The organism is Amycolatopsis solani, from assembly GCF_033441515.1.
GTDB classification, from domain to species: domain Bacteria; phylum Actinomycetota; class Actinomycetes; order Mycobacteriales; family Pseudonocardiaceae; genus Amycolatopsis; species Amycolatopsis solani.
In genome coordinates this window covers 502,259-514,789 of sequence record NZ_JAWQJT010000004.1, presented here as the reverse complement: position 1 = coordinate 514,789, position 12,531 = coordinate 502,259, and the positions used below count along the sequence as shown (strand labels likewise).

Here is a 12,531-nt window from a genome sequence, read left to right as displayed (position 1 = left end):
CCATGACCGGTGCCGAACACGTCGACGTCCTGATCGTGGGGGCCGGGCTGTCCGGCATCGGCGCGGCCTGCCGGCTCCAGGAACGGCTGCCGGGCAAGACGTACGCGGTGCTCGAAGCGCGCGACACCATCGGCGGCACCTGGGACCTGTTCCGCTACCCCGGCATCCGGTCGGATTCGGACATGTTCACCCTCGGCTACCCGTTCCGCCCGTGGAAGGACCCCCAGGCGATCGCGGACGGGCCGTCGATCCTCGCGTACATCCGCGAGACGGCGGCCGCGCACGGGATCGTCGACCGGATCCGCTTCGGGCACCGGGTGGTGCGGGCGTCGTGGTCGTCTTCGTCGGCGCGGTGGACGGTCTCGACGGCACACGGCGCGACGTTCACGTGCCGGTTCCTGTACCTGTGCAGTGGTTACTACTCCTACGAGTCCGGGCACGTCGTCGACTTCCCGGGCCGCGCGGACTTCGCGGGCGAGATCGTCCACCCGCAGCACTGGCCTTCGTCGCTGGACTACACGGACAAGCGGGTCGTCGTGATCGGCAGCGGCGCGACGGCGGTGACGCTCGTCCCGGCGATGGCCTCTCGCGCTTCGAGCGTGACGATGCTGCAGCGCTCGCCGTCGTACATCGTGGCGCGCCCGGGCCGCGACGCGCTCGCCGACCGGATCCGCGCGCTGCTGCCGGAGAAGCTCGCGCACCGGGTGGTCCGCGGCAAGAACGTGGTCATGGGAACGCTGTTCTTCCAGCTGATGCGCCGCCTCCCGGGCCGGGCCGCGCGGGCGCTGCGCGACCGCGTGGCGGCGCAGCTGCCGGCGTCGATCCCGGTGGACCCGCACTTCGTGCCGTCGTACGACCCGTGGGACCAGCGCCTGTGCCTGGTCCCGGACGCGGACCTGTTCAAGGCGCTGCGGTCGGGCAAGGCCGACATCGTGACGGACGGGATCTCGCGCTTCACCGAAACCGGAGTGGAACTGGCTTCGGGACGTACGGTGCCGGCGGACATCATCGTCACGGCGACCGGCCTTCGCCTGGTGGCCTTCGGCGGGATTTCACTCGACGTCGACGGCCGCGCGATCGAGCCGGGGGAGCAGCGGGCGTACAAGGGCATGATGTTCGGCGGCGTCCCGAACCTGGCGTGGTGCGTGGGCTACACGAACAACTCGTGGACGCTGCGGGCGGATCTGGCGTCCCAGTACGTCTGCCGGCTGCTGGCGCACCTGGATCGCCACGGGTACGCGTTCTGCGTGCCCGACCCGGCGTCGGCGGAGTCGGCCGGTGAGCCGCGGCCAATCGTGGACCTGCAGTCCGGGTACATCAAAAGGGCCGCTTCCGGCCTGCCGAAGCAGGGCGGGAAGCGGCCCTGGATGATGCGCCAGAACTACCTGCTGGATCTGGCGGACATGCGCTTCACCCGGCTCGACGACGGCGTGCTGCGGTTCGGGTCCCGCACGCCGGCGAGCGCGGTTCAGCCCTGACGCGCCTTCGAGCGCGGGTTGTCCTTGTTGATCACGAACACCCGGTTGCCGCGGCGGATGACCTGCGCGCCCTGCTGGCGGGCCAGCGAGCGGATCGAGCTGCGGACCTTCATGGTGGACCGTCCTTCCCGTGGGAACCGTCCCACACCCTCCTCAACATCACGCCATTCGGTTTGATTCCGCGACTCAGCTGGTCTCGCGAGCCACCCATCCCTGCAGGTCGTCGCCGCGGATGGCGGCGGCCATCAGCTCGGGGAACTGGTCCGGGGTGCACGCGAACGCCGGGACGCCCAGCTCGGCCAGCGCCGCCGCGTTCTCGTGGTCGTAGGAAGGCGCACCCGAATCGGACAGCGCCAGCAGCGTGACCACCTGGACCCCCGCGCCCACCAGCTCGCCGACGCGGTGCAGCAGCTCGTCGGCGTCACCGCCCTCGTACAGGTCGCTGATCAGCACCAGCAGCGTGCGCTCCGGGCGCTCGACCAGGCCCTCGCAGTAGGCGATCGCCCGGTTGATGTCGGTGCCGCCGCCCAGCTGGGTGCCGAACAGGACGTCGACCGGGTCGGTCAGGTGCTCGGTCAGGTCCGCCACCTCCGTGTCGAACGCGACGAACGACGTCCGCAGCGCCCGCATCGAGGCCAGCACCGCGCCGAACAGCCCGGAGTAGACGACCGACTCCGCCATCGAGCCCGACTGGTCGACGGCCAGGATCACGTCCCGCTGCACCGCCTGCTGCCGCCGCCCGAAGCCGATCAGGCGCTCCGGCACGATCGTGCGCAGCTCGGGGGAGTAGTGCTTGAGGTTCGCGTGGATCGTGCGCGCCCAGTCGACGTCGCCCGGGCGGGGCCGGTGGGTGCGCGACGCCTTGTCCAGCGCGCCCTTGATCGCGGCGCGGGTGCGCTCGGCGAGGCGCTCCTCCAGCTCGTGGACCACCTTGCGGACGACCTCCCGCGCGGTCTCCTTCGTCTCCTCGGGCAGCACGCCGTTGAGCGAGAGCAGCGTGCCGACCAGGTGCACGTCGGGTTCGACCGCCGACAGCAGCTCCTTCTCCAGCAGCATCCGGGTCAGCCCGAGCCGGTCGACGGCGTCGCGCTGCATCACCTGCACCACCGTGCTGGGGAAGTAGCGGCGGATGTCACCCAGCCAGCGCGCGACCCGGGGCGCCGACGCACCCAGGTTCGCCCCGCGCGGGCCACCCGCGGCCTCCTCGTCCGGCTTGTCGTAGAGCGCGGCCAGCACCTGGTCGACCCCACTGTCCTCATCGGACAGTTCCGTGTCGGCCAGCCCCGAGCCGGGCCCGGCGCCGTCGCCGCCCAGCACCAGCCGCCAGCGCCGCAGCCGGTCGTCGGTCTCCGCGGTCATGCCCCCACCCCCAGCAGTGTGGCCAGGACGGGCAGCACGCGCTCCGCCCGGTCCTCGTCCAGTTCGTCGGCCACCGGGGCGAGCCGGGCGGGGCCGGTCAGGCCGGCCGCCCGGTGCCCGATCGCCCGTTTCTCGGGCCCGCTGAACGCGCCGAACGTCCGGCGCAGCAACGGAAGCACCTCGGTGAAGACCTCCGGCGGGATCCCCGCGAGCCAGGCGTCGATCACCCGCAGCAGGCCTTCGTCGTGCACCAGCAGCAGCGCGCCGCCGTCGAAGAAGCCCTCGACGTACGCCGCTCCCGCCGACGGCGTGATGCCCGGCGTCAGCGCCCGGCCGAGCCGCAGCTCGATGTCGAGCGCGTCGAGGAGGCCGCTGTCGTGCAGGATCCGGGTGAGCCGCCCGGCCAGCAGCGGCGGCAGCGACGGGCGTTCCGCGAGCCGGGCCAGCGCCGCCAGCCAGCGTTCCTTGGCGGCGTCATCCAGCAGCGAGGTGGCGTCGTGCACGCCGTCGACCAGCGCGGCCAGCCGGGCCGCGGCGTCGTCGTCGATGCCGTGGGCGGCCGGGGGCAGCCCGGCGCAGATCCGGTCGAGCATGCGGTCGGCGACCGCCCGCAGGGCACCGGTGTCGGTGCCGCGCACGTTCCCGTAGCGGGTCGCCCTGGCCAGCGCCGGCAGCGCCGACATCAGCCGCGCGACGTCCGCGTCGGCCGCCGCACGGGCGTCGAGCGCCGCGAGCGCTTCGGGCAGCGCCTCCGGCAGGTCGGCGAGCAAGCAGTTCTCGACGGCCGTGGTGACCTCGTCCAGCGGTGGCGTGCCCTCGACGGTGCCGCGCACCGCGGCCGTGGCCGCCGAGGGCACGGTCGTGCCGTAGACCGCCGCCGCGACCAGGTCGACCTCGAACGACGGTTCCCAGGCCAGCGCCCAGGTTTCCCGGAACGTGCCCTTGTTCCGCCGCGCCGACGCCTCCCGGCTGCCCCACTCGATGCCGAGGATCCGCAGCCGGTGCAGCAGCTTCGAGCGGTCGAGCCCGCCGGGTGTGCGCAGGTCGAGGTCGAGCTCCTTGACGACCGGATCCTTCTTGAGCCGCAGGCGTTTCGCCGTCGCGGTCAGGTCCGCGGCCAGCGGCGGCTGCGGCACCCGGTCGGGGACCTCGCCGAGCCGTTCGCCGACCACCAGCCGCCGGGTGACCAGCTCGACCTGCACCTCGTCGCCACCGCACAGCACGGACCGGGTGGCTTCGGTGACCTCGGCGAGCCCGGCCGACGACCGCCCGCGCAGCGTCGCCAGCGCTTCGGCCAGCCGGACGGCTTCGATGACGTGCGCGGTCGAGACGGGCAGGTCCTCTTCCCGCAGCACCCCGGCGACGCCGGTCAGCCAGCGCGCGGTGACGTCTTCGGCCGTCGTGAACAGGTGGTGGTACCAGCCCGGCGACCGCACCCCGGCGCCGTACCCGCTGGCGGTGGCCAGCCTGCCGTGCGTCCACGGCACCCAGGTGCACGCGACCTTGCGCTTCGGGAGTCCTTTGAGGACGGCCTGGTCGTGCGACGCCGGCGGCAGCGGGTCGGCCAGCGCGGGTACGTGCCAGGCCCCGCAGACGACCGCAATGTTTTCGAAGCCGTCCTTGCGGGTGCGGCGCAGCACCGAGCGCATGTACGCCTCACGCCGGGCTTCGCTGCCCTGCGGGGGTTCTTCGTCTTCGCGCACCGCGGTCATCGCGTCGGCGATCACGTCGAACGGGTTTTCGCTGTCCCGCCGGGACTCGACGACGTCGTCCCACCAGCGTTCCGGGTCGTCGTAGCCGCCCGCCGAAGCCAGCAGCGCCAGCGGGTCGACCGGTGGGCCGGCGAGCTCGTCGGGACCCGCGGCGAACGTGTTCGCGGCCGGCAGGTCGCAGAACCGCACCGGGATCCCGGCTTCGCGGGCGTAGGTGAGCGCCTGCCATTCCGGGCTGAAGACGGCGAACGGCCAGAACGCGGCCCGCGAGACGTCGTCGGTCGCGTAGGCCAGCAGCGCGACCGGCGGCGCCATCGCCGGGTCTTCGGTCAGCTCGACCAGGACGTCGGCTTCGGGCGGGCCCTCGATCAGCACGACGTCGGGCTCGAGTTCGGCGAGCCGCGCCGCCACGGCCCTGGCGGATCCCGGGCCGTGGTGGCGGATGCCGAGCAGGTGGGTCGCCGTCACGAAATCTCCTGGCCGGCCCGGTAGAAGTCGGCCCAGCCGTCGCGCTCGCGGACCACCGTCTCCAGGTATTCGATCCAGATCGCGCGGTCGGCGACCGGGTCCTTGACCACGGCGCCGTGGATGCCGGCCGCGACGTCGTGCGGGCGCAGCACGCCGTCGCCGAAGTGCGCCGCCAGTGCGAGCCCGCCGGTGAGCACGCTGATCGCCTCCGCGGTGGAGAGCGTGCCGGACGGCGACTTCACCGCCGTGCGGCCGTCTTCGGTGCGGCCCGAGCGCAGCTCGCGGAACACCGTGACCACCCGGCGGATCTCGGCGAGCTCGGCGGCCTCGGTGGGCAGCTGCAGCGACTTGCCCAGCTCGGCGACCCGCCTGCTGACGATCTCGACCTCCGCGTCGGCGCTGTCCGGCAGCGGCAGCACGACCGTGTTGAACCGCCGCCGCAGCGCGCTCGACAGCTCGTTGACGCCCTTGTCGCGGTTGTTGGCCGTCGCGATCAGGTTGAAGCCCGGCCGCGCCTGCACCTCGGTGCCCAGCTCCGGGATCGGCAGTGTCTTCTCGGACAGGATCGTGATCAGCGAGTCCTGGACGTCGGCCGGGATGCGGGTCAGCTCCTCCAGCCGGGCCAGCTTCCCGTCGCGCATCGCGTGCAGCAGCGGGCTCTCGACGAGCGCGGCGGGGCTCGGGCCCTCGGCGATCAGGCGGGCGTAGTTCCAGCCGTAGCGGATCGACTCCTCGGACGTGCCCGCGGTGCCCTGCACCAGCAGCGTCGAGTCGCCGCTGATCGCGGCCGAGAGGTGCTCGGACACCCACGTCTTCGCCGTGCCCGGCACGCCGAGCAGCAGCAGCGCGCGGTCGGTGGCCAGCGTGGCGACGGCGACCTCGATCAGCCGGCGGGGGCCGACGTACTTCGGCGTGAGCACGGTGCCGTCCGGCAGGGTGCCGCCGAGCAGGTATTCGACGACGGCCCAGGGGGACAGGTGCCAGTTCGGCGGCTTCGCCCGGTCGTCGGCGGCGGCCAGCGCGGCCAGCTCGGCGGCGTGGTCCTGTTCGGCGTGCGGCCGGAGGACGGTGGCGGGGGCGGTCATGCGAGCTCCTCGTACATTTCGCGGCGGAAGTTCAGCGTTTCGGTGAGCGCCCGGCGCCACGGCCCGGCGTCCATGGTCAGGCGGGTGGTGGCCAGCGGGTGGCGCAGGCACTGCGGCGGGACCGCGCGGGCGATCACGACGGCGGCGTGCGAAACCAGGCGGTGGTCGTCCTGGCGGGCGATCCAGTCGAGCAGGGCCGTGCCGAGCTCCTTGGTCCACGGCCGGGGCAGTTCGTGCACCAGCCGCGCGAACGATTCGACGGGCAGCCGGCTCACCAGGTGCCCGATCGTGGCGGCCTGGCTCGCCGGGCTCAGCACGCCGAGCAGCGGCGGGGTGGTGCGCCCGCCGGGATCGGCGCCGATCAGCGCCTTCGCCCAGGTCTCGTCGCCTTGGCGGACAGCGGCGGTGGCCCAGGAGTCGCGCAGCACGGCGGCCGGGCACCCCTCGACGGTCATCCGCACCACCTCGGCGGGCGGCCCGAACTCGGTCCAGAAGGCCAGGGGAGCGGCCGCGACGAGGGTGCGCAGCCGGACGGTGCCGTCACCGCGTTCGCCTTGCGGCAGCACGATTTCCAGGACCCGGTTGCGGCTGCGGACCAGCGGGCGCAGCCGTTCGGCCATGCTTTCGCCGTACCGGGTGCCGGGCAGCCGCCCGAGCAGCTCGGCGGCCCGTTCCCGGACGGCGGCCGCCCGGTCGGTCAGCGCGGCTTCGAGGAAGGCCTCGTCCTCGGGCCGCACGTGCGGGGCGAGCACGCTGAGGAAGTCCGAGCGGACGTCGGCCGGTTCGGACTTCCAGGACGTCGTGAGGGCTTCGCGGGCTTCATCGGGTGCTTCGGCCAGCTTGGCGGCCAGCCAGCGGCGCCGCTGGGCGAGGCTGCCGTACTGCCAGATGTCCGGCGAACCACCGGATTCCGCGGGGGCGCCGAGGAAGGACCAGTCCGGGTTCCGCTGCCCGAGCCAGGCCCCGACGGGCCCGGCGACCGCGACGAGCGGCCCGCGCAGGGCGGCTTTCGTCCGCGCGGCTTCGGCGAGTAGGGGAAGGGTCTCGGGCGGGACGCGGTAGCGGGTGCCGGCGACGATGCCGAGCCACTCGAGCAGCAGATCGGGATGACTGGCGGCGAGCAGCCGGGCTAGCCGTTCCCGGGCGAGCGGCGGTACGAAGGCGCGCTCGTCCTCTGTGGCAACGGGCAGTGGCCGCACGTCGTGCAGCGCCTGCCGCCCGGCCCGCCGGAAGGTGGTGAGCACCGCCGCGGCGGCGAGGAGCTGCTCGGCGGGGTCGGCGCGGTCTTCGGCGAGCGGCCGGACGGCGGGCGGGAGGTGGGCGAGGTCGAGGGTGCGGCGGCGGGTGCCGAGGAGGGCGGTGCCGACGAGGTCTTCCCAGGCCTTCACGGGTGCACCTCCGGTGCTCGAAGTTCTTTCAGGGCAAGGTTCACAGGCGCACCGCCCGGTTTTCGTGCCAGCACGTCAAGGGGCGGAAGCCGGCTGGGCTCCACTCGCCCGCCACCGTCAGGGGGCGGCCCGCCGACATCGCCAGCAGGGGCCACGGGAACGCGTACGGCACCAGCGGTAGTGCTGTTCCGTCCTTTTCGGACAGACACCAGCCGCCCGCGTGTTCGGCTGGGGTGACTGCCGAGAGCAGGATCGGCCAGCGTTCCAGCCACGGGTCGGCGGCCATGGCCTCCGCGTACGCCGCCAGCGCCTCCGGGATGGAGCCGCCCTCGGCGGACGGGGCCGCGAGCGGGATGCCGCGCTCCACCACCAGTGCCCGCAACGGGGCCGCGCCCGGGTAGAACGCCAGTTCCGCCGTGAGCAGGTGCCCGGGTGGCAGGGACGCGTCCAGGGGGCGGCCCGGCGGGGCGAACGACAACACCAGCGCGTCACGGCCCGTGCCGCGGCCGCGCAGCCACGTCCGGCGAGTCAGCAGCCGGTCGTTCTCCTCGTCGGCCGCGCCGGTGATCAGCCAGTCGTCCGAGACGCGCTCGCCGGTCTCCATGACGCGGGCCGTCTCCACCGAGAAGCCGAGCCTGGTCCGGACCGTCTCCGCCAGCGGCGGCGGCAGCTCGTCCAGCCGGCCTGCCGCGTCCGCCAGCAGGTACAGCAGCGAAAGCTCCGAGAGCAACGCTTCCGGCCAGTCGCGGCGGCCGACGGTCCCGGCCGCCCGCCTCAAGCCGCCCGCGAGGCCGGACGCCTGTGCGTCGACCATCCGGGCCGCGACCGTGCGCAGTTCTTCGCCGCCGTTGCGGTCGAAGCCCGCGAAGCCGGCGCCGATCCGGTCGGTCAGCCAGACCTTCAGCTCGGCGACGCCGCCTTCGACGCGCGCCGCGCGTTCGCCCGCACGGCGGGCGGCCGCTTCTTCGTCCTTCGGGCCGGTCGCTTCCGCGCGTTTTTCCGCCCGCCGGGCGCGATCGGCTCGCTCGGCGAGCCACGTGTGCACCCACTCCGGCGCCGGTCCCGCGTCGATCTTCCCGGCCGCCCACAGCATCAGCAGCCCCAGTGCGTGCTTGCACGGGAACTTCCGGCTGGGACAGGAACACCGGAACGCGGGCTCGGCGAGCTCGACGCACGTCTGGTACGGCTTCTTGCCACTGCCCTGGCAGAAGCCCCACACGGCGTCTTCGGACGCGCCCGCGCCGGACCACTTCGCCGGCGCGGCGAGCGCCCGGCCCGCCTTCTCCGACGCGGGATCCGGCGCCAGCCCGGCCACGCGCTCCGCGGTCCACGGCACCGCCGTCACCACCTGTCCCCCCACTGTGCTCCCTCGCTTTCCGGTACTCGCTGAAGCATGCCAGCCCCCACCGACAATTTCCGGAACCGTTGACGAGTGGGTGTATTACAGTACTAGAATAGGCCGGTGCTCACCGACGCGGAACTGACGGTGCTCGGCCTGGTGGTCGAGCGGCCGAGGCACGGCTACGAGCTCGACGAAGTCGTCTCCGAACGCGGCATGCGCGAGTGGACGGCGCTCGGGTTCAGCTCGATCTACTACGTGCTCGGCAAACTCCGCGACCGCGGCCTGGTCGCCGAAGTCGAGCAGGAACGCGCGCACGCCAAGGCGAAGAAGACGTACACGGCGACGGAAGCGGGACGGCGGGCGTGCGCGGCCGCCGCGGAAGCCGCCATCGCCGAACTGCGCCCGGTGCACCCGCCGCTGCTCGTCGGACTGGCGAACAGCCCGGTGGTGGCGCCGGACCGGGTCGCCGCGGCGCTGGCCCGGCGAGCCGAGGCGGTCGCGGAGAAGCTGGCCGAAGTCCGGCGCGCCGCCGCGGCCCAGCCGGACGTGCCGCCGTTCGTCCGCGCGATCTTCGACTATTCGATCGCGCAGCTCGAAGCCGAAGCCGCGTGGCTGGAGGGGATGTCCTGATGCCGTACGACCTCAAGAAAGAGCTGAACCAGCTCTACGCGCCCAAGAACACCGACTGGGCCCTGCTCGACGTGCCCGAGCAGCAGTTCCTCGCGATCGACGGCCGCGGCAACCCGAACACGGCCGAGGCGTACCGAAAGGCCGTCGAAGCGCTCTACGCCTTCGCGTACACGATCAAGATGACGGCCAAGCGCACCGGCGAGGACTTCGTCGTCGGCCCGCTGGAAGGCCTGTGGTGGGCCGACGACTACGCCGCCTTCACCGTGCGGGCCAAGGACACCTGGCAGTGGACGATGCTCATCGCGCAACCGCCGTGGATCGGCGAGGACGCCGTCGAGGAAGCCCGGGAAGCGGTGCGGCGCAAGAAGAAGATCGACGCGCCGGTCCGGCTGGAGAAGCTGCACGAGGGTCGCTGCGCGCAGGCCCTGCACGTCGGCTCGTACGACGACGAAGGCCCGTTGCTGGCCCGCTTGCACGGCGAATTCCTCGAGCGGCACGGATTGGCGCCGACCGGGCTGCACCACGAGGTCTACCTCGGCGACCCACGCCGGACGGTGCCTGAGAAGCTCAAGACCGTGCTGCGTCAGCCGGTCGGCTGATCCAGCGCCGCCAGTCCCTGTTCCCAGCGCTCCCGCCGTTGCGCGGAAGTCTGCTCCCACCACGGTTCGCCGCGCTCGCCCAGCGCGACCTTCGCGAGCTGGGTGCGTTCGCGGTCCTGCACGCGCCGGGCCGCCATCAGGTGCTTCTGCAGCCGGTCGCGGACGTCGGCCGGGATCTCCGGGTCCGTCGCGCGCCAGCGGCGGCCGTTCACGACGATGTACCGGCCGTCGGGGGTGTGCTCGGGCATCAGTACTCGGAGGTCGCCGGCCAGGTGTCGTCGTGCAGGAGGCGCTTGAGGATCTTGCCCGTCGCGTTGCGGGGGAGGTCCGGGACGAAGTAGACGTCCCGCGGCACGGCGAACCGGGCCAGCCGCTGGTGGATGTATGCGCGGATGTCCTCGGCGTGCAGCGAAGCACCGCGCCGGGGCACGACGTACGCCGCCAGGCGCTGGCCCCACTCCGCGTCCGCCACGCCGACCACCGCCGCGTCGTGCACGCCGGGCAGCGCGACCAGGGCTTCCTCGACCGGGCGCGGGAAGACGTTCTCGCCGCCGGAAACGATCATCTCGTCGGCCCGGCCGGTGACGAACAGCCGGCCCGCCGCGTCGAGGAAGCCGACGTCGCCGGTGGCCATCAGGTCCGCCGCGCGGGCCGGGTCGGTGCCGTTGGTGTAGCCGTCGAAGAGCATGTCGTTGCCGACGAAGATCTGGCCCTCGCCGCCCGGCGGCACCGGCTTGCGGTCCTCGTCCAGGATGGCCAGGCGGGTGCCGAGCAGGCAGCGGCCGGCCGTGGTCGGGGCCGCGCGCAGGTCGGCGGGGTCGGCGATGCTCGCCCAGGACACCTCGGTCGAGCCGTAGAAGTTGTAGAGGACGTCGCCGAAGGTGTCCATGAACGACGTCACGAACGCGCCGGACATCGCCGAACCGCTGCTCGCCACGATCCGCAGCGACGACAGGTCGTAGCGCGCGCGGACCCGTTCGGGCAGGTCCATGATCCGCTGCAGCATGATCGGCACGACGAACAGCGCGTCGCACTTCTGCTCGGCGATCGTCCGCAGCGTCTCTTCGGCGTCGAACTTGCGGATCAGCGCCAGCGACGCCCGCAGCGCCATGCCGATCTGCATCGCGGCAAGGCCCCAGCTGTGGAACAGCGGCGCCGCGACGAGGATCCGGTCGCCGGCGCGCAGCGGGATGCGGTCGAGGATCGCCGCGGCGGAGCCGAGCCCCTTCGGGGTGGGACGGCGGGCGCCCTTCGGCGTCCCGGTGGTGCCGGAGGTGAGCACGACCAGCCTGCCCGGCCGCTCGACCGGCTTCGGCGGATCGGCGGGCGCGGCGTGGATCAGCTCGTCGACGGTCGGGTAGCCGGCGTCGGCGTCCGGCCACGTGCTGATCCGCGCGAAGTCGCCGGGGACGTTCGCGATGGTCTGCGCGAATTCGTCGTCGGCGAGCACGGCGGACGGCTTGTGTTCGGCGAGCACGTCCTTGACCGAAGCCGCGGACAGGCCGGTGTTCAGCAGGACGACGTCGGCGCCGAGCTTGCTGGCCGCGACGAACGACTCGACCATCGCGGAGTGGTTGCGGCACATCAGCGCGATCCGGTCGCGCTCGGCGACGCCGAGTTCGCTCAGCGCGTTGGCGAGCCGGTTGCTGCGCTCCTGGACCTGGCGGAAGGTGCGGGTGTTGCGCTCGTCGTGCAGCGCGGGCTGGTCAGGGACGCGCCCGGCGGCGGCCTGGTAGCCACCCGCGACGGTGGCGCCCCACTGCGCGAGGGAGTTGAGCTGGCGGGCCAGCTTGTCCGGCCGGGCCGGGCTGAGCACGCCGGCGCGCAGCAGTACGCTGGTGGTGCGCAGCTTGGTCGCCTTGTTGCCGTCGCGATCGGCTTCGGTGTCGTATTCGCCGGCCAGGTGCAGGTCGAGCCGCCGGGCCAGGACGCGGACGTCCTTCTTGATCGACGAGACCAGATCGAGGTACGCCGGCGGTAGCATCATCCGCACGAACAACTCGGTCTTGCCGCCCGCCAACGGTCTCAGCTCCAGGGAGACCCACGTGCCCTCGTCCGGGACGCCGCACCACACCACGTGCTCGCCCGGCCGGTACACGACGGCCTGCACCTGCGCCTCCAGCATCGGCCCGCGCGCCGGGACGATCCTGATCATCCCCTTCGGCCCCCGGCCGCGCGAGGCTGGTTCCTGCACCTCGCACCAGCTGATCTCCGGCACGAACCGCGCATACCACTCCGGAGATCCGACGATCTGCCACACCACGTCCGGCGTGTGCCCGACCACCGCACTCGCCTCGACCACATCGTCACGCATCGTCTGCCCTCGCCGCAGTGTCACCGAACACACGTTCAGGTCACGGAGGCGTCACAGTAACAGCAAACGGGTGATCACGGATACTCCGAACGGCCAGATACCGGTGAGTAACGGACACTCGTAGTAGGTCTTCCTAGTGTCCATAATGGACCGATT

11 protein-coding genes are annotated in these 12,531 nt (G+C 72.7%); 3 read left to right on the top strand and 8 right to left on the bottom strand.

The window, feature by feature from the left end; genetic code table 11:
* Positions 1 to 2: 2 nt before the first annotated feature.
* Positions 3 to 1,478 carry a flavin-containing monooxygenase gene (locus tag SD460_RS46565; protein WP_290060301.1) on the top strand — a complete coding sequence of 492 codons (1,476 nt, stop codon included), beginning with the start codon at positions 3 to 5 and terminating at the stop codon, positions 1,476 to 1,478.
* On the opposite strand, the gene rpmJ is transcribed toward SD460_RS46565, so the two are convergent.
* The 6 genes from rpmJ to SD460_RS46535 all read right to left on the bottom strand — a co-directional run bounded on the left by rpmJ (position 1,469) and on the right by SD460_RS46535 (position 8,850).
* Positions 1,469 to 1,591, bottom strand: coding sequence for a 50S ribosomal protein L36 (gene rpmJ, locus SD460_RS46560; RefSeq protein ID WP_290060302.1), 123 nt, complete (start codon positions 1,589 to 1,591; stop codon positions 1,469 to 1,471). The two genes, SD460_RS46565 and rpmJ, sit on opposite strands and share 10 nt — an antisense overlap.
* A 73-nt stretch (positions 1,592 to 1,664) precedes the next feature.
* Complete coding sequence (locus tag SD460_RS46555; protein WP_318307800.1) at positions 1,665 to 2,837, bottom strand: VWA domain-containing protein; 1,173 nt, start codon at positions 2,835 to 2,837, stop codon at positions 1,665 to 1,667.
* The gene (locus SD460_RS46550) at positions 2,834 to 5,017 is read right to left on the bottom strand and encodes a DUF5682 family protein (protein WP_318307799.1); all 2,184 of its coding nucleotides are present in this window, start codon (positions 5,015 to 5,017) and stop codon (positions 2,834 to 2,836) included. The genes SD460_RS46555 and SD460_RS46550 overlap by 4 nt, the downstream gene beginning before the upstream one ends.
* On the bottom strand, positions 5,014 to 6,102 hold the full coding sequence (locus tag SD460_RS46545; RefSeq protein WP_290060305.1) for an ATP-binding protein: 1,089 nt from the start codon (positions 6,100 to 6,102) through the stop codon (positions 5,014 to 5,016). Before SD460_RS46545 ends, SD460_RS46550 begins: the two co-directional genes overlap by 4 nt.
* Positions 6,099 to 7,490, bottom strand: a complete 1,392-nt coding sequence (locus tag SD460_RS46540; RefSeq protein ID WP_290060306.1) for a DUF5691 domain-containing protein — start codon at positions 7,488 to 7,490, stop codon at positions 6,099 to 6,101. Before SD460_RS46540 ends, SD460_RS46545 begins: the two co-directional genes overlap by 4 nt.
* Before the next feature lie 40 nt (positions 7,491 to 7,530).
* Positions 7,531 to 8,850 (bottom strand): SWIM zinc finger family protein, encoded by a 1,320-nt coding sequence (locus tag SD460_RS46535; protein ID WP_290060307.1) that lies wholly within the window; start codon positions 8,848 to 8,850, stop codon positions 7,531 to 7,533.
* Positions 8,851 to 8,952: 102 nt separating this feature from the next.
* On the opposite strand from SD460_RS46535, the gene SD460_RS46530 reads away from it, so the two are divergent.
* Positions 8,953 to 9,462 (top strand): PadR family transcriptional regulator, encoded by a 510-nt coding sequence (locus tag SD460_RS46530; RefSeq protein ID WP_290060308.1) that lies wholly within the window; start codon positions 8,953 to 8,955, stop codon positions 9,460 to 9,462.
* The gene (locus tag SD460_RS46525; RefSeq protein WP_290060309.1) at positions 9,462 to 10,061 is read left to right on the top strand and encodes a GyrI-like domain-containing protein; all 600 of its coding nucleotides are present in this window, start codon (positions 9,462 to 9,464) and stop codon (positions 10,059 to 10,061) included. The genes SD460_RS46530 and SD460_RS46525 overlap by 1 nt, the downstream gene beginning before the upstream one ends.
* On the opposite strand, the gene SD460_RS46520 is transcribed toward SD460_RS46525, so the two are convergent.
* Both SD460_RS46520 and SD460_RS46515 read right to left on the bottom strand, forming a co-directional pair.
* Complete coding sequence (locus SD460_RS46520) at positions 10,046 to 10,309, bottom strand: hypothetical protein (protein ID WP_290060310.1); 264 nt, start codon at positions 10,307 to 10,309, stop codon at positions 10,046 to 10,048. The genes SD460_RS46525 and SD460_RS46520 overlap by 16 nt on opposite strands.
* Positions 10,309 to 12,375, bottom strand: coding sequence for an AMP-binding protein (locus tag SD460_RS46515; RefSeq protein WP_318307798.1), 2,067 nt, complete (start codon positions 12,373 to 12,375; stop codon positions 10,309 to 10,311). The genes SD460_RS46520 and SD460_RS46515 overlap by 1 nt, the downstream gene beginning before the upstream one ends.
* Between the last annotated feature and the right edge of the window lie 156 nt (positions 12,376 to 12,531).